The organism is Tolypothrix campylonemoides VB511288_2 (genome assembly GCF_045999855.1).
GTDB classification, from domain to species: Bacteria; Cyanobacteriota; Cyanobacteriia; order Cyanobacteriales; family Nostocaceae; genus Scytonema; species Scytonema bouteillei_A.
This window is the reverse complement of the sequence record NZ_JBFPMW010000001.1, coordinates 926,179-950,712: the sequence shown is the minus strand read 5'-3', so window position 1 is coordinate 950,712 and position 24,534 is coordinate 926,179. Positions and strand designations below refer to the sequence as shown.

The following is a 24,534-nucleotide window of genomic DNA, read 5'->3' as shown; positions in this document are numbered from 1 at the left end:
GTTTTACTATGCAATTGGTTGTTGATTCCAAGAGAACAGCAACTCAATCAAAAATCTTCTGTCATCTTATTTTAGAATATGACCACAACCTTACAACGTCGCGAAAGCACTAATGTATGGGAACAGTTTTGCGAGTGGATTACCAGTACTGAAAATCGTTTATACATTGGATGGTTTGGTATACTGATGGTTCCCACTCTACTTTCTGCAACCATCTGCTTCATTATTGCTTTTATCGCTGCACCCCCTGTTGATATTGATGGCATTCGCGAACCTGTTGCAGGTTCTTTGCTCTATGGCAATAACATCATCTCAGCTGCTGTTGTTCCTTCGTCTAACGCAATTGGTTTGCACTTCTACCCCATTTGGGAAGCGGCTTCCTTAGATGAGTGGTTGTATAATGGCGGTCCATACCAGTTAGTGATTTTCCACTTCCTCATTGGCGTATTCTGTTATTTGGGACGTGAGTGGGAATTATCGTATCGTTTGGGAATGCGTCCTTGGATTTGTGTAGCATTCAGCGCACCAGTCGCCGCCGCAACCGCCGTGTTCTTAATCTATCCGATTGGACAAGGTTCATTCTCTGATGGTATGCCTTTAGGAATCAGTGGAACTTTCAACTTTATGTTGGTGTTCCAAGCAGAACACAACATCCTCATGCATCCCTTCCATCAATTAGGAGTTGTAGGTGTTTTTGGAGGTGCTTTTGCCTCTGCCATGCACGGTTCTTTTGTAACCTCTGCCCTCATTCGAGAAACAACTGAGATTGAGTCTGCCAATAACGGTTACAAATTTGGGCAAGAGCATGAAACTTACAATATTATGGCAGTTCATGCTTACTACGGGCGCTTGATTTTTCAATATGTTTCTTGGAGAAACAGCCGAGGTTTGCACTTCTTCTTAGGTGCTTTACCCGTAATTGGTATCTGGTTCACTGCGCTAGGTATTAGTACCATGGCATTTAACCTCAACGGTTTCAACTTCAACCAGTCCGTAATTGATGCTCAAGGTCGTGTAATTAGTACGTGGGCAGACATCCTAAATCGTGCCAACCTAGGTATGGAAGTGATGCACGAACGCAACGCTCACAACTTTCCCCTCGATTTAGCTGCCTTTGATGTTACACCTGTAGCTTTACAAACTCCCGTTATCAAAGGCTAAGCTTATCAAGATTTAGATTTTGGTCTGCTGTTATGAGTGCTTAACAAAATGCGATGACTCGCAAACGCCCCATTTCTGGGGCGCTTTTTTATTAGCCATCAGCCATTAGCCCTTCGGGTATCTCCTTACGGAGACGCTTCGCGTTGCGAAGCTATGCCCGCAGGGCTATACGCCAGTCGCCAGGGCGCGGGAAACCCGCCTGCAGCGCTGGTCTCACCATTAGCCATTAGCCATTAGCCATTAGCCATTAGCTACAACAATCCAATCATATGTAGCAAACCGTGACCTGTAATTAACTCAATAATCAACGCAATGAAGCCCAGCATAGCAATACGACCATTCCAAACTTCTGCGCTGGTAGTCATCCCCCATTCCCAACGCTCTGGTGGGTAAATTCTCACCTTCTTCTTCATTTGAGCGACTTGGGAAAGCTTAAAGCTGGGTGCTTTCAATGCTTCAATGACTAAGTCGGCTAGTGCTTTCACAAAAACGGGATGCGTGTTCAGCGCTGGTACGCGTCGGAAGTTGTGAATCCCTACTTCTTCTGCAAGTTCTCTATATTCGATATCAATTTCTTGCAGTGTTTCAATATGTTCTGAAACAAAACTGATTGGCACAACGACTAAATCTTTGACACCTTTTGCTCCTAGTTCTTGTATGGCGTCTTCCGTATATGGCTGGAGCCATTCTACCGGACCTACACGACTTTGGTAAGCCAAAATATGGGGATTGGGTCGATTGAGGGTTTGCATAATCAGGCGCGTGCATTCTTCAATTTCTTGTTGATAGGGATCGCCTGCTTCTTCAACGTAGCTTTTGGGAACGCCGTGAGCGCTAAAAAAGATATGAACTTCATCACGATTGGGAAGTTGGTCTAGTTCTTGGGCTATCAAGTCAGCCATTGCACGAAGATAACCCGGTTGTTTGTACCAAGAGGGAATAACGGTGTAATCGATCTGTTGCAGCTGTGGGTCTTCTTGCCACAATCGTTCTAAAAGTCGGAAACTCGAACCACTCGTACTAATGGAAAACTGGGGATACAGAGGTAAAATAACGAGGTGTTCTACCTTGTCTTGAGTAATTTTGGCGATCGCTTCTTCAGTATAAGGATGCCAGTAACGCATACCAACGTAAATATTGGCTTCTTGTCCTTGGGAGGACAATTGTTCTTTTAAGGCGTCCCCTTGCGCTTCAGTGACGCGCCGCAAGGGTGAACCGCCTCCAATTTGCTTGTAGTTCTCTTGAGATTTTTGAGTGCGTCGTGAGGCAATAAACCAAGCTAGAGGTTTTTGCAACCAGGAGAATGGCAGGCGAATAATTTCTGGATCTGAAAACAGGTTATAGAGAAATGGCCCTACATCCTCTAATTTATCTGGACCACCAAGATTAAGAAGCAAGACGCCCACGCGACCCATAGCAGTTACTATCCCCAATTTTTTCAGCTTTTTTACTAATGTTAACAATATATCTCGATTACTTATATAATATGAACGATAATTAAAGCTAGCTGTAGCAAGAATTTTGAGAGTTCCTTTACTATGTGGTCTCGTTTGCAAGCCAAGGCTTGTGAATATATTTCTTAGCGAGCGGCGAAACTTTGCAGAGTCAGCACCCCGACCTAAAGGACGGGGCTTCATGCCTCTCCTTGAGGGATAACTGACCAGCTTAAGTACCTTGAGTACTACATGAATTCCTGGGCGGAGCCCAGGAACGAGACAGCCCTAATTGCTGTTTGCTGGATTTTCCAGAGGTGTTACTGTTACAGCAGGAGAAGGGACTGCTTCTACAGATGATGTTGTCGGTGCTACATCAGGAGTCAGTATTGGAGAGAAAGTTGGTGTAGGTGTTGGTTCTTCCGTTGGAGGATTTTCAACTGATGGAGATGGCGAAAATGTAGGTGTTGGTTCTTCTATTGGGGTTGGAGTTGGGTCGAGTTCTGGTTGTTGGGTTGCTGAAACCGATGGTTCCGGTACGGGCGGCTGTCTTGGTGTAGGTGGTGTATCAACTTGTGGTTTCCGACGTTTGAGAAATTCTGGTTTTTGCTGGTCAAAGTTTGGTGCGAGTGGTGGATTGATTATGGGTTTGTGTTCGGGGAAGGTTAACTGATTCTTAGTTCTAGGCACTGAATTGATGGTTTCTGGTAAAGGAGTTTTAGCGGTATTAGGTTGAGATTTGGGAGTAAATGATGGGGTATTTGCTGGTGTAGGTTCAGTGTTTTGCACTGGAGAATGTGTAAAACGCTGCCAGTTAGACAAAGTCAAAAATCCTACTGAAGCTAAAATTCCAGCAGTGATGACTCTAGTGGGCGAAAGTAAAGAAGTACTTGGGTATAAGCTTTTATTTGAGGATGAAGAATTGTCAGAAACAAGATTCAGTCGAGTGACTACTTGCTGTGAGGGTAATTGCAGCCTAGTTTGCTCGCTTGTTTCTGCGTTATCGCCCCAATTTGTCTGTTGGTTTTCCTCTGAAGATGATGGGAAGGAAGCATTTTTGAGGAAATTTAAATTGTGGGAAGTGGCTGTCACTCCTGTAGTATCACCTAACAATTCTCGTAATTGTACTGCTTTTGTTAAGTACTTTTTAGCTGTGCTGTTTTCTTCCAAACAAAGAGCGCGAATTCCTAATTGATGTAAAGCCCACGCTTCATCAACGCGGGATTTTTCTGCTTGAGATGCTTGTAGTCCCCTTTGCAGGACTTGCTCCCACAAACGCCATCGCCTGCTTAAAGCCAGTGAACTTTCGATTGCTCTAACCAAGCGCAGTATATCTTGCCAGCGACTGTTTCTTACAGCAACTTCTAAAATCTGTACGGTGGCATCAATTTCTTCTAACAAATAATTGGGTTGCTTCTGATATTTTTCCGCGAATTTCACAAAATATGCTATTGCCTTTTCTCGTATCGTTGTTAACCTCCACTCTGGCGGTAAAACTTCAACTATTGCCTGAATTATTTGGTATCGAGAATTCTGCAACTTTACTAGGTTTCTACGCTGTAGTGTTTCTAGTAACTGGTCAACTTTATGAATTTGCGCGATCGCCTGGATTTGCTCTTTACCCAGCCCAATTCTTCCCATCACTAGCAATAATTCTAGAATGGTTTGGTGTGGTTTTGATAGTGATGCTACAGTTTGTTGAATTAAAGAAGAAACAGGTTCAGTAGATGGCAGTTGGCTCACTATTTCAGCTATCGAACGCCCTTCTTCTACTATATTGGCAACTGCTACTTGTATGTGTACGGGATGCCCATTTAGAAGAGTACAGAGTGATTTTGCAGCAGGCATTTCTTCCCTAGTTAGAGAACGTCCCATTTCTTTTTCTACTAAAGAAATAGAATCAATAATTGATAAATTGGGAAGGAGTAGAGAACGCCCCTTTTTTGGAAAACGTTTTCTTGATGAAGCGATTAAGAATGTTAAATTGCTTGGAAAACCGATCAACTCTTGCAATTCTTCTTGTATGAGTTCATCATCGTCATCTAACACTATTAAAGCTTTTTTGTCCTTAATTTGTTCCTTAATTTGACCATCGGTTGGTTTGTAAGGAATATGGCTTTGATAATACGCTTCCCAAATAATTTGTAATAAATCACTTACATATGGGTGAGCAAGAGATAGTTTAATAACACCATCCGGAAAAAGAGACATAGATTGTATGTCATGTGCTAAGCAACTCAAAAGAGCAGTTTTACCAAAACCAGCAGAACCGTACAGTTCTACTGATTGACCAACTCCAAGGGCTGCGATCGCTTCTGTTACCAATTCTTGACAACCTAACAGGTCATCAACAGAATCTTCTTGTACCAAAACTGGTGCGGGGCGCGAAAGCTTTGTTGGTTGTTCTGCATCGGTTGCTGTATTTGCCATAGCACCATGGCTCGAACCAATTTTGATAACGTAATTGCCAACAGCCAGTTGACCAATCGTTTCCCCTTGGAAGTTGGCTATGATACTTTTTTGAGGCATAAGGTTTTCTTCCAGCTTTATTTAAGCTCTTTTCCCTATTTACGTGGTAATACCGCCGTCACCCATACGAGTTTTACAAATTTTTCTCGATTTGCCAACCTTTGAGTATTTATACTCAGCAGAAAGTGTTGCCATACAAGGCTGACTCTCTAGCGTCAGTTTTACACCAGCCTAACCCTCCGCACGTGAAAGGGGAGGGAACTGAAAATCGGATCTTCCCCAATACTGCTCGGTTAAAGAAATTATCGCGGGAGACAAGCAGGGGATGCACCTTTGTGCAGGGGAGGAAAAAACGGCAAAACCCGACAAGTATTGAGATCTTCCCCAATACATTGGTGGGATTAAAGAGGTCAATCTCACTTGTGTATACACCGTAGCTTCTTCAAGGAGAGGTCTGTCGAACTTACGTTATCTTAATACAATAAGCAAATTCAATGTCTGAAACTTATGATTTTTTGGGGGTTATCTTTCAATGTTTAGCGACTAACCAACAACCACTAACGACTAATCATTAAATTTCCGTTGTAACTGTTTTAAAGTTTGATACATATCTGGTAAGCGATTCAAAATAGCTGACACCTTCAAATATCTTTTATAAGGTATGGCAGGTGCGCCAGAAACAATTTCTCCGGGAGCAACATCATTATGGACGCCTGCTTGTGCAGATGCGATAGACCGATCGCCCATCTTAACTTGATTGCTCACTCCAGCTTGACCGGCTAAAATAACACCCTTGCCAAGTTTAGCACCTCCCGCCATTGCAGACTGACCTGCAAGAGCACAACCAGGACCTATTTGGCAACCATGACCTACTTGGACTAAATTATCAATCTTTGTGTTGCGACCTACCCGTGTTTCTCCTACCGCAGGGCGATCGATGGCACTGTTACATCCCACTTCTACACCATCTTCCAAAACAGTACAGCCCGATTGCTCCATTTTTACCCACCCTTTAGCAGTAGGAACAAAACCAAAGCCTTCAGCACCAATGACAGTACCACTGTGAATCACACAATCTGCACCAATACGAGTGCGTTCGTGAATCGTACAGTTGGCGTGTAAAGTTGTGCGATCGCCTATCTTAGAATTTGGATAAATCACGACATTAGGATGGATGCAAACTCCATCACCAATTTCTACCTCCGGCTGAATGACAACATGAGCACCAATGTAAACATTCTGGCCTACTTTAGCAGTCGGGTGAATAACAGCAGTGGGATGAATTTCTGAAACCGGACGCCAAGGTTGGTAAAACAGTGTAATGACATTAGCAAATGCAAGCCGTGGTTCCGGTACTGCAATCCAAACAATACCTCGCTCTTGTGCTTGTGCTTGCAACACTTCATTTTTAGGCAAAATTAAAGCACCAGCGTTTGTTTTCCCAACCCAAGAGGCAAATTTTTCTCCTTCTATGTAGCTCAGATTAAGAGCTGTTGCTTCATCAACAGATGCCAACCCTGTGATTTCCGGATCGAGGTTTGTGTTAAAAATTAGGCTATTAGAAGCAGCAATATCACCAAGTTTTTGTATAATTTCGCTAAATTTCATTGTAAATAAGTTGTTATCGAGATGGATGAAAAAAGGCATGGGGCATTAGGATATGAAGCATTGGGCAAGAGTTATTCTCCCTTGTCTCCTTTGTCTCCCTTGTCCCCTTATCCCCATTACCTACTCTTTCAGCAATAAATAATATAACGTGCCGTTACCGCCTGTTACACCAGCGCGATCGCCTGCAATCTTACCAGTACCCATAAAATAATCCACCCGTCCCGGACCTTTGATTGCACTTCCCGTATCTTGGTCGAGCACGTAACGGTTGACAGTACGGTAAGTCAAGCGTTCGTTTTCACTGAGATATGGAAAGTTAGCATTAATGAGAGCTAACGCTCCTGGTGGCATAAGAGATTTATCAGTCGCAATAGAACGTTCTGCTGTGACTGGTACGCGAATGCTTCCCCTGGCTTGTTCACCGTTCGTTTCTTTAAAGAAAATAAACCGTTCCCAGCGTGGAAGGTAAACATTCATTGCATTGGGATTTTGCTTGAAATATTTAATCATGACTGGCATTGTTAAACCCTTTGCAGGGAGTTTGCCATCTTTGATAAGTTCTCCTCCGATACTTGTCCAGGGATAATCTGTTGCGCCTGCGTAACCAACAGATGTCACAGAACCATCAGTTAAGTTTAGTTGGGCAGAACCTTGGATATGAATCAAGTATGCATCCAAGCGATCGCGAAACCAAAATAATTCCAAACCACGCAATCGGCTTTGATTGCCTAACAAACCATTTTTGCCTTCCAACTGAACTCGTTTTGGGTGTGGTTTTGCCCACTGCTTGAAATTGGCTGGCAAAGCATAAATTGGATACTTATAGACAGATGTGCGAGTTCGACTGGCAGAATAAACTGGTTGATAGTAGGCAGTAAACTTAACAGTTCCATTCCCATCGTTCCCAACAGACTGGTAGAAAGTAAACTCCCGACTCACAGCCGCTTGTAGATCTGCAGGTGATTTAGCACTGACAACAAGCTCGCGGAAGCGCACCAAACTCCTACGAACGCGGTCGAGAGTAAACTCTCTAATGGGATAGTTCTGGTATGCTGCAATAGCTTCTTTAGTTGCTAGATAACGCAAGCTGTTATCTATTGATGTTAACAGCGCTTTCCAATCACCCTGTCTGCCGTCTCCACTCCAAATTTGTTCGTCATAACCCAAACATCTAGAGGTTGAGGTACAGTCAACAACAGGCTCAATGGGTACTAACGGTTGAAGTTCTTCGGGTTGGCTTGGTTGTGGTGACCAAGTCTCAGGTCGATTTTGTGTTGGATAAGGGGGGTAACCGGGAACCTGAGCAAAAACTGAGAATACTGGAGCGATCGAAGCCATTCCCAGACATAAAGAAACTAAAGCAAGCTTTCTTTTCATGATCTACGCAAATCTTTCCACACTAGAACTAAAAACGGGTTCCACTCGGATCGCAAGAATCTGAGCAGGACGCACTACCATATATTCACCTTGAATATTTTTAATCGGTACGCTAATAAAGTCATTAGAAGCACTTTTGGGCATAAGCTCGCCACTATACCATTTTTGAAAATCTTGAATAGTGGGAAAACGTACTTCTTCTCGATGTCCACCTTCGATAAGTAGGTGTACTGCGTACTCATTCGCTGTTCTGGGCATAATTTTAAACCATATTGAAAAACATCCAACCCATTGTCAACCACGCACCCCCAGAATGGGAAGGGGAAATACCCTGACATCAAGGCAAAGGAAATCGGGGAGCACAGAGTAAGAAAAACATTTCCTCCTCCTGTTCCTTGTTCCCAGTTGTCGCCTATGACGGTGAGTGAGTTGTCAACAGTTCCCGGTGTTGGGTAAAGGGATTAGACATTCAGCCAAAGTTTTTCCCATGTCCCCTTTGTCGTCCTTGTCCTGTGGCGTGGATTTAGGGGGATTTAACACGCGTGAAAACACGCCCTTGTCCCCACTCCCGAAACCCTTATTAATAGAATCAATAACCATTTCTTCCATTTTCTTAATGTTACTTTGCTTAATCAAGTAAAGTTTAGTTGCGAATTAAACTTCTCTAATTTTAAGGTGTTAATTTAGTAATTGAAGCAACAAAGCTTCCCTGGCAGATTAAACAGCTAGTGTGTAAAGTTAAGACGTAGAAAAAGAGGTAAAAGCGCTGTTAATTTCACATCTGTCTCGTCAAAAAGCAATAACACCCAAACCTAAAGGTGATATTTCCTCAAGTGGTGAGCAACAGGGGGCGCTGTAACTGTTGAATCCTCTCTTTTGTAAAGAGTTGATACATTCAGTACATCCCTAGCTAAAATGAACAAAGAGAGGAAGTCACTCATCTGTAGAGGCTTGGGTGTTATTGTTTTTCAAGTAACACCCAGTGTAAGCTTGTACAAACTCCAAATAGCATGGGACAGTTGAAATAGCGTTTTATGTCAATTATTGCTCTAAGAGCATGGTACTTGGAAAACTATGAGCCGATTCACGAACTGGAAAAACGTCCACCCGATCTGCGGCTCAGTAAAAGAAGCCTTTTAAAAACAGGATTAAGAGCAGATTTTTTAGAAGATATTGAACAAGTGAAAAGCTCAACTTGGTTTGGGCGCTATTTAGAAGGAGAAAATATTGAATTTTATATAGAAGGTAGTGGTGGTTATTGCTTGGCAAATATTGACTTGATAAGTCATGAAATGTATTTGACAAAGCAAGTTTTATTAGCACAGTTAGACCCCACCATTTTTTTATGCCACCAAATTGAATATCCTGAGGCGAGTGAAGCTTTACGAGAAGCAGTGTTTCAAAGCTTGGAGATTTTGAATTTGCGATCGCGCGTTCCACTATCGTTTGTTGAGTCTTACCGCCCTAAAGATGCTCCTTTAAGGCTGAGCTCTACAATGATGCGGAAAATTCGCAAAAGTTTGTTATTTATTGCCGATACCACACCTATTGTCAGCCTCGATGAGCAGCACAACCCTCAACTGCTACCCAGTCCAAACGTCTGTGTTGAAATTGGTTATGCCCTTCAATGTAAAAGAGCGGAGCAAATTTTACTAGCACAAATGCAGCGTCCTGAATTGCAAGGACAGTTTCCGTTTGATTTACAAAAGGGACAAATCTTGCAATTTCAAGACAGGGAAGAAATCAGTAAAATTCTACCGCAAGCAATAGAAAATCAACTTGTTAGATTTAAATTGTTTGTTTAATGCGGTGAGTACAATAGATTCAGAAGGCAACTGCTGTCTTCCACCTGACGCCAAATTTCGCCGCTCGATCCTAATAAGGCTATGGATTTTGAACCTCAACCTACGACCCAAACTGCTTCCGAGAAAGTTCCATTTGCGGAACCACCTATAACCCGCAAGCCATTAGAAGTGTTGCGGGACACAGAGGCTCTGTTGCGCCGTCCCGCTGTAGCGGCGATCGTACCGCTATTACCGTCTAAGATAGCTAGGAATGTGGAAACAGTTTCATCTGTTGCAGAAGAGTCTTTAAGGGAGGTGGCAAAAATTGACTTAGAGACGATCGGCGATGTTGAACTGCGATCGCCTCGTATTAAAGTTGGATTGAGTTTTGTGGGATTTGGAGCGCTGATGACAGTTGTGCTGCTGCTTTACTTGAACACGCTCCATCCTGAATTAAACGCCGTTCAGCAAATAGCAAAGTATTGGTATCAGTATGTTTGGTTTGTCTGCTTGGGTGTAGCAGGGCTGTTCATTCTTGGTCGAGAAGCAATGCGTCCCAACTGAAGGATGAAGAAGGTTGAAATACTCTTATAAAGAGTGTCTTAATCCCCCTTTTTAATTGGGCTTTAAAAGCGTCTTAGCCCTGCTATTTTTTTCATACTTCATCCTTTATCCTTTTTTATCTCTCCTTCAAATGGATGAACTCCTATTTCTGGATAATTGTCATTTCTAGGACCAAATACTCTCACAGCTGCATCAACAATATATCGAGTGACTTGTTGAGTACCTGCTGCAATTGATTGAATCATTGCGCGGACTTTATTAGCGATTACCATAGTTCTCTCCTACACTGAAAAGCTTTTTGTCTGTGTCATTCACTAGGAAGGAAAATCAAAAAAATAGATAAAAAATGAGAAGATATTTTTCTGCGAATAAGATGTGGTAGCTTTACTTGAACTACAATTTCAATGTAAGAAAAAAATTTGAGGAAATTGTGAAGATAAAGAGGTAAACTGAGAATTGAGTGTAAAGAATAATAACGATGCCACTCCTAAGATTGAATGACAGTGCCATACATCAAGTGTTGACCCATGCAAAAGTCATTGCTGTAGTGGGTCATTCAGATAAACCATATCGTACTAGCTATCAAATTGCTCAATTTATGCGGAATGTGGGTTACACTGTTTATCCCGTGAACCCACAAGTTCAAGAAATTGACTCTCAGCCCAGTTATCCTTCTCTCAAAACAATTCCAGAGCCAGTAGATATCGTCAACGTCTTCCGGCGTTCTGAGTACTTGAGTGAAATCGTTAATGAAGCAATAGACATTAATGCTAAAACTATTTGGGCGCAATTGGGTGTTGCTGATGAGGTAGCAGCACAAAAAGCATTGAATGCGGGACTGAATGTGGTGATGGATTCTTGTATAAAAGTTGAGTATTTACGTTTGGGAATTAGATAAATCGCAAGGCACTTTATGTAGCAATTCCCGTTTTGTTGACGCAATCTAAGAAATAATTAACCGCAGATGAACGCAGATCTATCTGTACCTTAGCAGATTAGGAAACGCTATATTTTGCGATCGCAACCACTATAAGTTGCTTAGTGGGGGTTATTTTGATTTTCGTGGCGATTTAGGCGGTGTTCGGTGTGCGCCAAAATATTTCTCACTGCGATAGCGCAGCCATACACGCAACACTTGCGGAATTTGCTCTTTTTCTTCCTTGGTTAGAGTGTTGTACAGGGCGAGAGCGCGATCGCGTTCACCCCTACAGGCGGCGTTGTTATGAGCATCCCAATAGCTGCGGGCTACCCGAATCCTCCGACAGACTTCCTTAATCAGTGCTTCTCCACTTAGTGGAGCCTCCTGCTTTGCCATAATTCAGATACTGTGCAATATTCTGATACAATCCTAGCAACTTAAATGTAAATTTGATTTTGGCTAAGTTAAGTATCATTGCTGTTTCATTTGTTCTGCTATACACTGTGCGTCCAGAGCTAATATAATTTTATTCTTTTTTTAGAGATTTCGTTCAGTAATTCCCGTTTGTGACAGTTGGGGTGCGGAATGGGGGATAAAAGAGCGATAGAAACCCTAGAGCTTAGCAAGGTATTTCTTCTCTCAAAATCTAGAGCAACCAACCTAGGGCTTCAGCAATTTGTCCGGCTAATTCTAAAGGATTAAAAGGTTTCGCGATCGCAGTTTTTATACCCATTTGAGCGTAGCGACGGCGATCGGATGCCTGAATTTTTGCCGTTAGCAATATCACGGGAATAGCTTTTGTTGTCGGATTTTCTTGTAACTTCTCAAAAGTTGTTGGACCATCCATATCAGGCATCATCACATCTAGCAAGATAGCATCGGGTTGGAAATCTTCAGCTTTACTAATCCCTTCCTTCCCAGAACCAGCTGTCACGACGTCCCACCCAGCTACCGTTTCCAAACAAATTTTGGTAACTTCTTGAATGTATTCTTCATTGTCAACTACCAAAATTCGCTTTGTTGCCATGGTTTTTATCCTCGCTCCTTCATAATTCATCAGAAGTCATGCGTTGAAGCAAATCCATCACCCTTTGCTCAAACTCTAGTGCTGTCACCCGCCCTTTTTCCAAAATTTCAGTATGACCCAAATTGAGACGTTGTCTCTCGGAATCATCGAGCTCTTTTGCAGAATATACCATTAAAGGGATCTTATAGAGACGGCTGTGCTGTTTCAACCACTCTACAACTGTAAACCCATCACCCTCTGGCAGAACCAAATCGAGAACTAACAAATCAGGATTAATTTCTTGGCTCAGACGAATGGCTTCTTTCCCAGTTTTTGCAAGATAGGTGTCAATATTATGCTGCTCTAACAAAGTCACGAGCACTTCTGCCAAATTGCTATCATCCTCGACAAGCAAAACACATACTCGTCTGGAAGTTTTCATCAGTGCTTGCTTGAGAGACTCAAAAAGCGATGTTTCCTCCAATGGTTTGCTCACCCAATCAACAAAATCCGTGCTGGGTTTGTGTTTTTTAGTAGGCGTGCAAACACTGCAAATTACGATAGGAATGTCCTGAGTTTCGGGTTGTTCCTTTAACGCTGCTATCACTTCCCAACCATTCATCCCCGGCATCAGCAAATCTAGTAAAATAACATCCGGACGTTCTGTAGATGCAGCTGCGATCGCCGCTTCTCCAGAACCGACGGTAATGACACGATAACGCCCGTTCTCTAAAAGCTTCTGGATTTGGTTGCGAATTTCCACTTCATCATCGCATACAAGTACCAACGGTATATGGAGAGACGGTGATATGGAGACTGGAGAACTTGAAGACACGGGGAGAGTGAAATAGAAAGAACTACCCTTACCCAGGGTACTTTCCACCCAAATACGCCCGCTATGCTGTTGTACTATGCTCCGACAAATTGCCAAACCCAAACCAGTTCCTTCATGATTGCGAGAATCTGAGGAATCAACTTGCTGGAAGCGCTCAAAAATACTGTCAAGTTTATCGGATGGAATACCCCGTCCCGTATCCCGAACTGTAAATAAAATTTGAGGAGATGAGGGAGAGGCGAGAGAAGAGGGAGACAAAATTCCTCCATCGGTTATTTCCGCACTTAGCCAAACCGTAGAACCAGGAGTAGAAAATTTAATGGCATTACTGAGCAAATTAGTTAAAGTTTGAACAATCCGATCTAAATCTGCCCATACATTCTGGTTGATGCTGGAAATTGATAGCGTCACTCCGGCTTTGTCAGCAAGGGGCTGTATGATATTGACTGCTTCTTTTATCAATTCGGAAACGTTACAAGTTTGTTTTTCCATCTTGACTTTGCCAGATTCAATGCGCTCAATATCCAGAACGTCATTGATTAACCTTACCAATCGTTCGGTACTGTCAACCGCAATTTGTAGCAAGCGTTTTCCTTGTTCTGAGTCTGGCTTAATGAGATTGCTGGCTAACATTCCTAAAGAGCCATGAATGGAAGTTAAGGGTGTGCGGAGTTCATGACTGACTACAGAAACAAACTCATTTTTCATCTTTTCTACTTGCTTGCGATCGCTAACATCCTGCAAGTAGACCGTGTATATCGTCTCATCTTTAAGCATTAACTTAGAGATAGAAGCCTCAGCAGGAAACTCCGAACCATCTTTGCGACGACCGTAAATCTCGCGGCGTTCGCCCATTCTGCGAGACACTTTCACCGACCTGCCAAAATCAGAAACGTATTGAGAGTGTACATCAGTATACCGTCTTGGCAACAGTATATCTAAGGATTGCCCCAAGGCTTCCTCAGCAGAATAACCAAAAATTTTCTCAGCCCCCTGGTTGAATAAAGTTATGCGTTGATTCCCATCAATACAAATAATGGCATCATCTGCAATGGACACAATCCCTGAAAATCGAGTTTGAGAGTTTCGCAATTCTTCTTGTGTCCGGTGACGTTCATTAAGTTCTGACTGGAGTTGTTCGTTAGCTCGCATCAGTTCAGCAGTACGTTCTGCGACTCTCAATTCCAATTCATCCTTAGCTTTTCGTAAAACTTCTTCTGAATTTTGCCTTTCAATTGCTGCAGACAAAACATTAGCTATAGATTGTACAAAATGAATGTCATCTTGAGTAAAAGTTTGTTTTGTGCGGGCATATGCTCCTATGACACCATAAAAACCATTGCGTTTGGTTATTGGTACGCTCAAACCACTAATAATTCCATGCTCTTGCAATAAAAAAGAACTGCTAAAGCGAGTTTCTGTTGGCAAATCTTCAACAATCACGGGCTGTTGAACAAGCAGGGTGTAACCAGCAATAGAATTTTCAGGGCTGATAATAGTCTGTTCTATAAGTTCTTGATTCCAACCCACTCCCGCACGCAAAACCATTACATTTTCTTCTGGAAGGAGTTCTAATATTTTGCAGTACTCAACTTCTAAATTTTCCACAATTAAATCAACTGCTTCTTTCATCAAGCTAGAAAGGTCTGTACCAGAAAGAGCCGATTGACCTAACTGAGCCACTGTTGCTTGTTGTTTAACGCGAGTTTGCAAGCTTTTTTGAAATGTATCATTGCTGAGAGCAACAGGTTTGCTAGCTTGCGTTTCGGCAATTTTCTGCCGCAATTTTCTTCTTTCTAAACGGTTGATAATCCGTGTCACAAGTTCCGGTCCAACAATCGGTTTGCTGACAAAATCATCTGCACCTACAGAAAAGACTTGATTGACAATATTGGCATCATTGTGAACTGTTAGAAATAGTATTGGTAACTCACTCCAGTGGGGATCGTTACGGACAACTTTACAAATTTCAATACCATTAATTTCTGGAATTTCTACATCTAGTATGAGTAGATCTGGTTTGACCTCTTCTAAAGTTTTCCAAAAGCTTTGGGGGTCTTCTAAATAAGTCACTTTAATTCCCCAAGGGCTGAGTAAGTTTTGCAACACTGCACCTATTTTGGGATCGTCATCAACAGCTAAAATATGTGCCTCTACATGCGATACATCTAGCAAAACTTGTTTGACTGCTTCTAAAATTTGTGCGATCGCCATGGGCTTTTGTAAAAAATGCCCTCCACTACGAGCCACTTGCAAGCGATTGGTAAAATCACTTTTTTCTGTGAAAACTATGGCTGGTACTGGCGGTTGGCGTTGGCTTAATTCTGCTAATAAACTAAAGCTATCTTCATGATTTGGAAAAACATCAAGGTCAATCAACACAACGTTGGGATTTTCTCGATAGAGACAACTTCTTGCTGCCTCTATACTAGTAGCAATTTTGACTCTCAATTCCCAACTTCCAGCTTCTTGTTCGATTTGTTCGGCTAATGTCCCCTGCTGTGTTGTTTGTTGGTCTTTGTTACTTGCAATTGCAAGCAACAAAGGATGTTCAGCCATTTGGGGTTGTAACGATAAAGCCCAAGTCTCGTGACAATCTTGCTCTATCTCCTGACGCAATTGCCCAACTAAACTGGCAAATTCAGATTTTTCAGCTACAGTCAATGCTTGATTTGCTTTCAGAATACGCTCAATTTTTCTGGCGATTTGGGAACCCAAAGAAAAGCCAAAAGTCCCCAAGGAACCAGCAAGTGTATGAGCTTCTTTTTGAGCCTCTTTCCGAAGTTTTTGATTTAAAGTTTTTTGAGTGGAAATGCTAGCAGCAGCATGCTCGAGAACGGCGACTTGTTCATCAACCCGTCCTTTAAATCGGTTCCATACAGCAGCAACCCCCTGAAGAGTTTGCTGTTGTATAGTTTTTTCTTTAGGCAAAGATAATACAGAATCTTCTGCCCTGCGGTCGTGCTCCTCATCTTCTTGTTTGACTTCCGCCTGCTGCCTGAGACGATAACCAATACCATAAACTGTTTCTATCAAATCCCCCGGTGCGCCTGCACTTTTGAGTTTCTGTCGCAAACCTTTAATATGAGTGCGAACAGCTTCTTCACCCGGAGTATCTTCATAGGACCAAAGATGTTCCAAAATCATGCCACAGCTAAATACGCGACGGTTATTACGCATAAAAAGCTCTAACAGTCCATACTCCTTAGGAGTTAATGAAAGATGCTCTTCTCCATACGTAACTTCACAGCTTATGGGATCGAGACGCAACTGACCGCTTGCTAAAACGGGCTGTGATGCTACACCCCCCCGACGCAAAAGCGCTCGTATCCTAGCAACTAATTCTTCTTCATCAAAGGGTTTGACAAGATAATCATCTGCTCCTGCGTCTAACCCGATAGCTTTCTCGTGACTGCTATCGCATCCTGTTAATAATAAAATCGGCATTCGCAAGCCTTTAGACCGTATCTGACGGCAAAGGCTGATACCATCTATTTTTGGTAAAATAACATCTAAAAGTATTAAATCATAATCAAAAGTCTCAATCAAATCCCAAGCTGCTTGTCCATCAGAAGCAACCTCAACTACATAGTTCTGATTATTGAGAACGGCAGCTAGAGCATGGGCAACAAGTTGGTCATCCTCTACTACTAAAATTTTCATTGGTGAATAAAAACTTGATATATAGTATCCGCTCAATAGCGGGCAATTTCCGAATTTTAAATCGAGCCGGGGATAATATCTCCGGCTTTTTATAAAGGGTAACATAATACATCAGTTGGCTTGTGGTATTTGCAAAGCTTGAAGATTTTTCTTGCCTTTTGAGGAGCGTTTGTGACATACTTGATTTAAAATACGGTAAATCGATAAGTTTAGTGATATTTTATGAAAGGGGCTGCCAGTTCTCCAATTCCCGTAAGTTGGGGTGCGGAGCAAACAGACCCATTAACAGTTATGGAATAAAGGTGACAGTTGTTTAACCATAGGGGTGATAGGGATTCACAATGCTAAAAGACGCTCGAGGACTTGAAGTGACAACAGATTCTCAAGAAACGATCGCAGCTATTAATCGTTTCATCGAACAAGCCCTTGGTTATGGAAAGGATGCTGAAGCTTGTCTTTTAGAGGGAATTGCCGCAGATCCAACTTGTGCCACAATTCATGCATATGCGGCTGCTCATTACCTCTCTCAAGAAAACGCTGTAGCAACTCAGCAAGCAATAGCTCACTTACAGGTGGCACAACAACACGTAGCAAAACTAACGAAACGAGAACAGTTATACGTACAAGCCATTGCAGCTTGGGGATCGGGAGCAATTGATAGAGCGATCGCATTACACGAAGAAATTACCCAAGAGTTTCCTCGCGATTTGATTTCGGTTCAACAGGGACAGTATCACTACTTCTACTTAGGAGACAAAGAGAGACTGCTCAAAATAGCTCAAAAAGTTCTCACCGCCAATCGAGACAATCATTACCTGTACGGTATGGTGGCATTTGGATTGGAACAGTGCCACCGACTCGCAGAAGCAGAAGCGTTGGGTCGTCTGGCAACTACAATCAATCGTCACGATCCTTGGGCGCATCACGCTATAGCTCATGTAATGGAAACTCAAGGACGCGTGAGTCAGGGGATCGCTTGGATGGAAAAGCACGCAGATACTTGGGAAAACTGCAACTCCATGCTTTACACCCATAATTGGTGGCATATAGCGCTTTATTACCTTGAAAGAGGCGATATAGAAAAAGTTTTTTCACTGTATGACACTCGTGTTTGGGGTGGCGCTCAGAAAAGCTCTCCCAAAGATCAAGTAGGGGCGATCGCAATCCTGTTAAGGTTGGAGTTGCGTGGAGTGGATGTTGGAGAACGGTGGCAAGAGTTAAGTTTTTATCTTTACCCTCGCATCTACGAACACGCATTACCCTTTCAAGACTTGCATTATATCTATGCACTGGCAAAAGCAGGGCGTCGAGAATGGTTAACCCAAATGTTGGAAAGTATGGAAAGGTATGCCAAAACTGTCAATCCATACTTACGTCAAAACTGGTTTGAGATTGCTATTCCTGCTGCTAAAGGTTTGGTTGCCCACGCAATCGGTCACTGGTCAACTGCGATCGCGCAACTAAAACCTGTTGTACCACAACTCTATAAACTGGGTGGCAGCCATGCTCAACGAGTCTTGTTTGAACAAGTTTATAGAAATTCGCTTTTACGAGAGGAAAAGTTTTCTACAAGTACTTTATACTCCTCCAACTCCACAACAGCAAAACGCCGAACTCCTACTTCTTCCATAACAGATTGCAGTTCTGTATCTGGCTGGAGTAAAGCAAATTGAAGTTGCTCAATCAAAGACTTACCGAGATGTTGAGCAACCACTAGAGGTGGCATGGGAGATGGTCCGAGTACCTCTACCACGCGCAATTGGTGGGATAATTCTGGAAATTGTCGCAATTCTTGCTCCAATACCACACTATCAATAGCCGCACAGTCAACTCTTCCATTTAATACCCATTCAATGGAACGTTGGTGAGAACCCGATTGTATTGCTTTCCTAAAAAACTTTTTAGAATGCCCGGTTTGAATTAAGCGATCGCACAGCAAATTGTAACCGCTATTAGAACCTAAATCGTTGTAGCCAAAACTTTTAAGAGCTAAATCTTCAAACTTTGTCAAATCACTAGCCGCATTGACAATAACATCGGAAAAGTAGATTGGGTAATTTTGATAGCGCGTTGCTTTCATAACAGGAGCAACTAACACCTGCAACCAATCGGGTACAACCTGGCAATACCTAATAAGAGGTAATCCACAGATAAATGCCAGGTCTAATTGATTTTCAACGAGCAGGGGATCGTCTAGCGGATCGCATTCACCTTGGTGAAGTTGAGTTGCAACACCTAAGACACGACCTGCATAAGCCACAACTGCTTGATAAAAATGGAACAAGTTAGGAGCTAAATATGACACGGCTCTTAACTTTTGTAAGTTTGCTACTTGCGACTGACAGTCTTCCACTCACGGTCTCCAATTTCTTGATGTGCTACAAGTTGCAGCAAACTGCGGCAAGACCAATAAACTTGCAAGAAAATCACGCTTATCAAGGTAAGCAAACCAATTATTAAAACCGTTCCATATGCTTTGGTATGCCACCAAAAACGCATCGCAAGTGCGGTACTCAGGCGTAATACTGTCATTTTTATGACTCCTCTACCCTAAAATAAGGTTATTCTATTTTTAAAATACGGTAAATCGATTAGTATAGTGTAATTAAGTATTGTTGCACAGTCAATCAAAAAAAGCAAAGTCTGAAAGCAAATTTTAGTAGTTCTTTTGTTCGCATTGAAAGGGTTGGGATTAAGGGGGGGTAAATCCAACCTGCGTGTACTTGCGTGTATGGATAATTATTCTGGCATTTCATCCACAGAATCCAGACAATATACTGGTTATGCAGTGGCTTAAATAAACATAGCCGTTATCATTTGGATGGCATATACCTTTCAGATTAAGTAGACACACTCCACAGCAGGTCTTGATTTTTATGTTGAGTTATGTAACAGAAGTCACAAATTTGGAGTAAATATTTACGCCCAAAGAAATAAAACTATTGGCTTGTTTTGAGAAACTTTATATATCAATGGGAAGAAGTATAACCTTGTGCTCTTCGCAACAATGAGACAACATCAACACTTTTGGTCTACAAAGCAAGAGTGAGATCTAAATTTGATGGCAATATTTTCCTGAGCAGAAAGATTTATGTATGAAAGGAGAAATGAATACTGTTACAACTCCTATCTAAATTCTAAAATTTGAATAAATCACTCCAGATGCTGAGAGTATGGGATCTGAAAAAGAGATTTCAAAAAATATACAAGAACATTAAAACAATCTTAAACTTTTAAGTTATCTACCCAAAGTGTAAAGCCATGCTGACAACTCAAGCGTCAAGTTTCGAGCGAAGAATCGTGCGACTATTCAAACATTTAATTTATTCAATGATGTCTCCCTGGCAATGTCCGCTACCAATAGCAGAAAACACAACAGATAAAGTCGCTCTCTATTTTTACAAAAATGACAGATGGGTTCCAATTATGTTTTACAAATTGGAAGAAGCGATCGCGCTTTATCATCAATCGCAAAGTTATGAAATGCAAATACAGATATTTCCACCCGAATTAAATCCCAATGATTTTGATTTGTCCTCCTACCAAGAAAGTCCACCACACAACAAACTTCCATCAAATTCAATAAGGGTATAATTTATCCCCTGTTGCGGAATCAAAAACAAATAGCTTATCCAAATTCAATTCCAAAGAAAGGCGATCGCCCCTTTGAGGAAGTACGTTTGTAGCAGTTTGAACATTCAAAATCACCGACGTATCCGGAAAGCCAGTTCGCACCAAAGTCTCCCGCCCCAGAGGTTCCACTACCTTAACCTCCACAGTTAACTCACCAAACTCTTCTTCTCGGTGTTCTTCTGAAGTTTGCTCCAACGGGGGTAACTCCCGCAACCCACTGCTTTGAGAACGCAACTTCTCTCTACGCCTCTGCGGTTCAACAATAGAAATATGTTCCGGACGAATTCCCAAATCAAAACCCTGTCCCACCCCAGGACGCAGTTTTTCCTTGACAGAACTCGGACAGGGTAATATTTGACCGACAACGTCAAAGCCATTACCTGTAAATTTTGCAGGTACGATATTCATTGGAGGACTACCCAAGAAAGTAGCCACCATACGGTTCGTTGGTTGAGAGTAGATAGTATTTGGTGCGCCAATTTGTTGAATTCGTCCCCGATTGAGAACCACTATTTTGTCAGCCAAAGTCATCGCTTCAACCTGATCGTGAGTCACATAAATAGTCGTAATTCCCAGTTCTTGATGAAGTTGTTTCAACTCAGCCCGTGTATCGTCCCGCAATTGAGCATCTAGGTTAGATAGTGGCTCATCAAGTAAAAAAACTTGTGGTTCGCGAGCAATAGCTCTTCCCAAAGCAACACGCTGCTGCTGTCCGCCTGAAAGTTGCTTGGGTTTGCGTTCTAAAAGATGTTCTAGAGAAAGCGATCGCGCTACGACCTTCACTCTTTCTTGAATGATTTTCGGGTCAACTTTTCGCATTTGCAGCCCAAAAGCAATGTTTTGTGCCACTGTCATGTGAGGATAGAGGGCGTAGTTTTGAAATACCATTGCCACATCTCGCTGTCTTGCGGGAATATTGTTAACCAACTTTTCCCCGATATAAAGTTTGCCAGATGTTGCTGTTTCCAAACCAGCGATAGTTCGCAAAATAGTAGATTTGCCACAACCAGATGGTCCAACCAACACCCAAAACTCACCATCAGGTATATCGAGAGTAATATCCTCAATAGCCGTGACGTTATTAAATCTACGCTTAATGTTTTCTAGACGAACGGTTGCCATTTTAGATGATTTGCTAATTGCTAATGGCTAATAGCTAATTGCTGATTGCTAACTGCTAACTGCTAATTGCTGATTGCTAACTGCTAACTGCTAATTGCTAATTGTCTATTAACCATTAGCCATTAGCCATTAGCCATTTATTAACTCCATACTGAATGAGATAGTAAAGAAGCCATCGCTCTAACACCTCTTAGTTGATTGGATAGGGGTAAATGACCTCGAGGAGCACTGAGATTCCAGGTAAATTCGTTGGGATATCGAGTCCAGTTATTTCCTTTTTTCCAACCAATTTTTTCCCAAAGATTATCCCAGTTTTTTCCCAAGCCCAACCAAATTTCTCTTTGAACGGAAAAGCCAAATTTACCTTCTGAGTGAACTACCCATAAGGTGTTTAATGTTTGTAGGTCTGTAGCTGGAAAATTTTCAACTTCTGTAAAATACAGCCATTTTCTTTGTACTGCTGTGGGTCCAGCCAGTTCACACATTTTTTGTAGAGTCACGCGATCGGCAGCTTGAAAATCCTGGGCTGCTAGAAGCTTTTGGATGGGACTATAATCAATATTGGAATCTGATTTTAAGGGAACTATTCCTGAAGGAAAATTATTTTGCAAAAATTCCTTGGCTTTGGGTGAATCAGAGCTAGAAAGTACTTGGTAAACTTTCCCGTCTACCCAAGTTGCAGGATTATTACGGCGTTCATATAAAAATTCCATCAGAACATCTAATCCCCCTTCTCCCAAGTTAGCAAGCTGTGGAATCACCTGCTGTTGGATTTGAAGAGACCCAGCGACTAGGGGTTGGCGGAGGGATTCGATGTTACTAGCAGTGCCTGATACAATCATTGGGTCTGTCATGCAGTAGTTACTCGTAAAACGCGATCGGTGAACAAGCTATAAGCTATCAATTTGTTTTATAGCGTACTGTTATGAAAATAAGGGAGCTAGGGGTTGAGATCTGAGGAAGAGAGATTTTTATGTATGGTTGTAAGCGATCGCCTCCGTATTTCTAAAAGTTGATGATTCCTTGGAGTTGACCTCGAAGGAACTCTCCTCAAACAGTAGACGTGGAAAGTGTATAAGCGGTAAAATAGCAACGGTTTCGTGAATCCCAAGCAAGGCACGCCAAACACTCTACGAACAGGGGAAAAGAAGACTCTGCGCCTCATCGAAAAACGTTTTGTCTTGCTGAAGCCTCTGAATTAGATCGGAGGTTGCTTACAAATCTACCAAATAAAGACGCAAAAAAATCTTCTCGCCTTCCAATCATAAGTTTCTCATTTTCGGGTTTAATATCCCAAGAGCACAGACGTTGCAGCATAGCCAATCAGGAGTGTTGAATGTACGATAAAATTACCGCACCCACAACGGGGGCAAAAATCACCTTCAAAAACGGTGAGCCTGTTGTTCCTGACAATCCAATTATCCCTTTTATTCGAGGTGATGGTACGGGAATAGATATTTGGCCTGCTGCTCAAAAGGTTCTTGACGCTGCTGTGGAAACAGCTTACAAGGGCAAGCGCAAGATTAGTTGGTTTAAGGTTTTTGCAGGGGACGAGGCTTGCGAAGTTTACGGGACTTACCAGTATTTGCCCCAAGATACGCTTACGGCAATTAAGGAATACGGTGTCGCGATTAAGGGACCTCTGACGACTCCTATTGGTGGCGGCATTCGTTCCCTGAATGTGGCATTGCGTCAAATTTTTGACCTCTATGCCTGTGTACGCCCTTGCCGATACTATCCTGGGACTCCTTCTCCTCATAAAACTCCAGAAAAACTGGATGTCATTATTTACCGGGAAAATACAGAGGATATATATTTGGGAATTGAGTGGCGTCAAGGAAGCGAAATTGGCGATCGCTTAATCTCTATCCTGAACAAAGAACTGATCCCTGCAACTCCAGAACACGGTAAAAAGCAAATTCCTTTGGATGCTGGAATAGGTATTAAACCGATTAGCAAAACTGGTTCCCAACGCTTGGTAAGGCGTGCTATCAAACACGCTTTGCTACTTCCCAAAAACAAGCAAATGGTGACTCTGGTGCATAAAGGCAACATCATGAAGTACACCGAAGGTGCTTTCAGGGATTGGGGCTACGAATTGGCAGTCAGCGAATTTCGCTCTGAGTGCGTCACCGAACGGGAATCTTGGATTTTGAGTAACAAAGAGAGCAATCCCAATCTTTCTTTGGAAGACAATGCTCGCAAGATTGAACCTGGGTTTGATGCTTTGACTTCGGACAAGCAAGCCCAAATTGTTGAAGAAGTGAAAACAGTTCTGGATTCAATTTGGGAAAGCCACGGAAATGGCAAGTGGAAAGATAAGGTTATGGTCAATGACCGCATTGCTGATAGTATTTTCCAACAAATCCAAACCCGACCTGATGAGTACTCCATTTTAGCGACTATGAACCTAAATGGAGATTACTTGTCTGATGCAGCTGCAGCCATTGTCGGCGGGCTGGGTATGGGACCGGGAGCAAATATTGGCGATGAATGTGCTGTTTTTGAAGCTACCCACGGAACCGCACCCAAGCACGCTGGGTTGGATAGGGTGAACCCCGGTTCGGTGATTTTGTCCGGTGTGATGATGCTGGAGTATTTGGGTTGGCAAGAAGCAGCAGATTTGATTAAGAAAGGTTTGGGGGATGCGATCGCAAATCGTCAAGTCACGTATGATTTGGCACGTTTGTTAGAACCACCTGTAGAACCTTTAAAGTGTTCTGAATTTGCTGATGCAATTATTAAACATTTTGGTTAGTAGTTGGGTTGGCAATGCCCACTATTAAATTAATCGCAATACCGATCTAGATCCCTCACCTCGTTCCCAGGCTCCGCCTGGGAATGCCTTTATAGAGGCTCCGCCTCTTGCGATCGATTTGTCACGTGAGGGAGCGTTAAATAAGAGGTGCTACCCCAATTGACTAGCTATAGGCTTTAAAAAGTCGAGAATTTTGCAGTTT

19 protein-coding genes and 1 pseudogene are annotated in these 24,534 nt (G+C 42.4%); 7 read left to right on the top strand and 13 right to left on the bottom strand.

Annotation, left to right across the window (positions count from 1 at the left end; all coding sequences use genetic code 11):
* Positions 1-78: 78 nt before the first annotated feature.
* A complete protein-coding gene (psbA, locus tag AB0756_RS04015) occupies positions 79-1,161 on the top strand; it encodes a photosystem II q(b) protein (RefSeq protein ID WP_038089230.1) in 1,083 nt (360 codons plus the stop codon).
* A gap of 251 nt (positions 1,162-1,412) precedes the next feature.
* On the opposite strand, the gene hemH is transcribed toward psbA, so the two are convergent.
* The 5 genes from hemH to AB0756_RS03990 all read right to left on the bottom strand — a co-directional run bounded on the left by hemH (position 1,413) and on the right by AB0756_RS03990 (position 8,306).
* Positions 1,413-2,576, bottom strand: a complete 1,164-nt coding sequence (gene hemH, locus AB0756_RS04010) for a ferrochelatase (RefSeq protein ID WP_038089231.1) — start codon at positions 2,574-2,576, stop codon at positions 1,413-1,415.
* A 306-nt stretch (positions 2,577-2,882) separates the two neighbouring features.
* Positions 2,883-5,123, bottom strand: coding sequence for a hypothetical protein (locus tag AB0756_RS04005; RefSeq protein ID WP_038089241.1), 2,241 nt, complete (start codon positions 5,121-5,123; stop codon positions 2,883-2,885).
* A 504-nt stretch (positions 5,124-5,627) separates the two neighbouring features.
* Positions 5,628-6,671, bottom strand: a complete 1,044-nt coding sequence (gene lpxD, locus AB0756_RS04000) for a UDP-3-O-(3-hydroxymyristoyl)glucosamine N-acyltransferase (protein ID WP_038089321.1) — start codon at positions 6,669-6,671, stop codon at positions 5,628-5,630.
* Positions 6,672-6,791: 120 nt separating this feature from the next.
* On the bottom strand, positions 6,792-8,048 hold the full coding sequence (gene mltA / locus AB0756_RS03995; protein ID WP_050046546.1) for a murein transglycosylase A: 1,257 nt from the start codon (positions 8,046-8,048) through the stop codon (positions 6,792-6,794).
* Between the two features lie 3 nt (positions 8,049-8,051).
* Positions 8,052-8,306 carry a hypothetical protein gene (locus tag AB0756_RS03990; RefSeq protein WP_038089243.1) on the bottom strand — a complete coding sequence of 85 codons (255 nt, stop codon included), beginning with the start codon at positions 8,304-8,306 and terminating at the stop codon, positions 8,052-8,054.
* A 776-nt stretch (positions 8,307-9,082) separates the two neighbouring features.
* Between AB0756_RS03990 and AB0756_RS03985 the strand changes: the two genes are divergently transcribed.
* Both AB0756_RS03985 and AB0756_RS03980 read left to right on the top strand, forming a co-directional pair.
* Positions 9,083-9,853, top strand: a complete 771-nt coding sequence (locus AB0756_RS03985) for a hypothetical protein (RefSeq protein ID WP_038089251.1) — start codon at positions 9,083-9,085, stop codon at positions 9,851-9,853.
* An 81-nt stretch (positions 9,854-9,934) separates the two neighbouring features.
* Positions 9,935-10,396 carry a hypothetical protein gene (locus AB0756_RS03980; RefSeq protein ID WP_038089260.1) on the top strand — a complete coding sequence of 154 codons (462 nt, stop codon included), beginning with the start codon at positions 9,935-9,937 and terminating at the stop codon, positions 10,394-10,396.
* Positions 10,397-10,494: 98 nt separating this feature from the next.
* On the opposite strand, the gene AB0756_RS03975 is transcribed toward AB0756_RS03980, so the two are convergent.
* Positions 10,495-10,668 (bottom strand): hypothetical protein, encoded by a 174-nt coding sequence (locus AB0756_RS03975; RefSeq protein WP_167844808.1) that lies wholly within the window; start codon positions 10,666-10,668, stop codon positions 10,495-10,497.
* A 206-nt stretch (positions 10,669-10,874) separates the two neighbouring features.
* On the opposite strand from AB0756_RS03975, the gene AB0756_RS03970 reads away from it, so the two are divergent.
* Positions 10,875-11,294, top strand: a complete 420-nt coding sequence (locus AB0756_RS03970) for a CoA-binding protein (protein ID WP_038089263.1) — start codon at positions 10,875-10,877, stop codon at positions 11,292-11,294.
* Positions 11,295-11,444: 150 nt separating this feature from the next.
* On the opposite strand, the gene AB0756_RS03965 is transcribed toward AB0756_RS03970, so the two are convergent.
* The 3 genes from AB0756_RS03965 to AB0756_RS03955 all read right to left on the bottom strand — a co-directional run bounded on the left by AB0756_RS03965 (position 11,445) and on the right by AB0756_RS03955 (position 16,819).
* Complete coding sequence (locus tag AB0756_RS03965) at positions 11,445-11,711, bottom strand: hypothetical protein (protein WP_038089266.1); 267 nt, start codon at positions 11,709-11,711, stop codon at positions 11,445-11,447.
* Between the two features lie 250 nt (positions 11,712-11,961).
* On the bottom strand, positions 11,962-12,342 hold the full coding sequence (locus AB0756_RS03960; protein WP_038089324.1) for a response regulator: 381 nt from the start codon (positions 12,340-12,342) through the stop codon (positions 11,962-11,964).
* Positions 12,343-12,361: 19 nt separating this feature from the next.
* Positions 12,362-16,819 (bottom strand): response regulator, encoded by a 4,458-nt coding sequence (locus AB0756_RS03955; RefSeq protein ID WP_038089326.1) that lies wholly within the window; start codon positions 16,817-16,819, stop codon positions 12,362-12,364.
* 341 nt (positions 16,820-17,160) lie between these two features.
* Here AB0756_RS03955 and AB0756_RS03950 point away from each other — a divergent pair, with 341 nt between their 5' ends.
* Positions 17,161-18,492, top strand: a complete 1,332-nt coding sequence (locus AB0756_RS03950) for a tetratricopeptide repeat protein (RefSeq protein WP_050046545.1) — start codon at positions 17,161-17,163, stop codon at positions 18,490-18,492.
* Here AB0756_RS03950 and AB0756_RS03945 read toward each other — a convergent pair.
* Positions 18,459-19,079: pseudogene (locus AB0756_RS03945) on the bottom strand (PhnD/SsuA/transferrin family substrate-binding protein); the annotation flags it as partial. The gene AB0756_RS03950 and the pseudogene AB0756_RS03945 sit on opposite strands and share 34 nt — an antisense overlap.
* Positions 19,080-19,147: 68 nt before the next feature.
* Entirely contained in the window at positions 19,148-19,351 is a 204-nt protein-coding gene (locus AB0756_RS03940) for a hypothetical protein (protein ID WP_050046544.1), read from the bottom strand.
* Between the two features lie 729 nt (positions 19,352-20,080).
* On the opposite strand from AB0756_RS03940, the gene AB0756_RS03935 reads away from it, so the two are divergent.
* Positions 20,081-20,413 (top strand): hypothetical protein, encoded by a 333-nt coding sequence (locus AB0756_RS03935; RefSeq protein WP_137986546.1) that lies wholly within the window; start codon positions 20,081-20,083, stop codon positions 20,411-20,413.
* Here AB0756_RS03935 and AB0756_RS03930 read toward each other — a convergent pair.
* Both AB0756_RS03930 and AB0756_RS03925 read right to left on the bottom strand, forming a co-directional pair.
* Positions 20,399-21,574: an ABC transporter ATP-binding protein gene (locus tag AB0756_RS03930; protein WP_038089269.1), complete on the bottom strand. Its 1,176-nt coding sequence runs from the start codon at positions 21,572-21,574 to the stop codon at positions 20,399-20,401. The genes AB0756_RS03935 and AB0756_RS03930 overlap by 15 nt on opposite strands.
* A 140-nt stretch (positions 21,575-21,714) precedes the next feature.
* Positions 21,715-22,428, bottom strand: a complete 714-nt coding sequence (locus AB0756_RS03925; protein WP_038089271.1) for a GUN4 domain-containing protein — start codon at positions 22,426-22,428, stop codon at positions 21,715-21,717.
* A gap of 482 nt (positions 22,429-22,910) precedes the next feature.
* Here AB0756_RS03925 and AB0756_RS03920 point away from each other — a divergent pair, with 482 nt between their 5' ends.
* A complete protein-coding gene (locus tag AB0756_RS03920; protein ID WP_038089274.1) occupies positions 22,911-24,332 on the top strand; it encodes an NADP-dependent isocitrate dehydrogenase in 1,422 nt (473 codons plus the stop codon).
* Positions 24,333-24,534: the final 202 nt, after the last annotated feature.

Bases quoted from the DNA above. Each gene is read 5' to 3' on its own strand.
- AB0756_RS03930 (WP_038089269.1), bottom strand. From the start codon at position 21,574: ATGGCAACCGTTCGTCTAGAAAACATTAAGCGTAGATTTAATAACGTC.
- AB0756_RS03920 (WP_038089274.1), top strand. From the start codon at position 22,911: ATGTACGATAAAATTACCGCACCCACAACGGGGGCAAAAATCACCTTC.
- AB0756_RS03925 (WP_038089271.1), bottom strand. From the start codon at position 22,428: ATGACAGACCCAATGATTGTATCAGGCACTGCTAGTAACATCGAATCC.
- hemH (WP_038089231.1), bottom strand. From the start codon at position 2,576: ATGGGTCGCGTGGGCGTCTTGCTTCTTAATCTTGGTGGTCCAGATAAA.
- AB0756_RS03960 (WP_038089324.1), bottom strand. From the start codon at position 12,342: ATGGCAACAAAGCGAATTTTGGTAGTTGACAATGAAGAATACATTCAA.
- AB0756_RS03970 (WP_038089263.1), top strand. From the start codon at position 10,875: ATGCCACTCCTAAGATTGAATGACAGTGCCATACATCAAGTGTTGACC.
- AB0756_RS03955 (WP_038089326.1), bottom strand. From the start codon at position 16,819: ATGAAAATTTTAGTAGTAGAGGATGACCAACTTGTTGCCCATGCTCTA.
- psbA (WP_038089230.1), top strand. From the start codon at position 79: ATGACCACAACCTTACAACGTCGCGAAAGCACTAATGTATGGGAACAG.
- AB0756_RS03980 (WP_038089260.1), top strand. From the start codon at position 9,935: ATGGATTTTGAACCTCAACCTACGACCCAAACTGCTTCCGAGAAAGTT.
- AB0756_RS03975 (WP_167844808.1), bottom strand. From the start codon at position 10,668: ATGGTAATCGCTAATAAAGTCCGCGCAATGATTCAATCAATTGCAGCA.
- lpxD (WP_038089321.1), bottom strand. From the start codon at position 6,671: ATGAAATTTAGCGAAATTATACAAAAACTTGGTGATATTGCTGCTTCT.
- AB0756_RS03990 (WP_038089243.1), bottom strand. From the start codon at position 8,306: ATGCCCAGAACAGCGAATGAGTACGCAGTACACCTACTTATCGAAGGT.
- AB0756_RS03940 (WP_050046544.1), bottom strand. From the start codon at position 19,351: ATGACAGTATTACGCCTGAGTACCGCACTTGCGATGCGTTTTTGGTGG.
- AB0756_RS03965 (WP_038089266.1), bottom strand. From the start codon at position 11,711: ATGGCAAAGCAGGAGGCTCCACTAAGTGGAGAAGCACTGATTAAGGAA.
- AB0756_RS03950 (WP_050046545.1), top strand. From the start codon at position 17,161: ATGCTAAAAGACGCTCGAGGACTTGAAGTGACAACAGATTCTCAAGAA.
- AB0756_RS03935 (WP_137986546.1), top strand. From the start codon at position 20,081: ATGCTGACAACTCAAGCGTCAAGTTTCGAGCGAAGAATCGTGCGACTA.
- mltA (WP_050046546.1), bottom strand. From the start codon at position 8,048: ATGAAAAGAAAGCTTGCTTTAGTTTCTTTATGTCTGGGAATGGCTTCG.
- AB0756_RS03985 (WP_038089251.1), top strand. From the start codon at position 9,083: ATGTCAATTATTGCTCTAAGAGCATGGTACTTGGAAAACTATGAGCCG.
- AB0756_RS04005 (WP_038089241.1), bottom strand. From the start codon at position 5,123: ATGCCTCAAAAAAGTATCATAGCCAACTTCCAAGGGGAAACGATTGGT.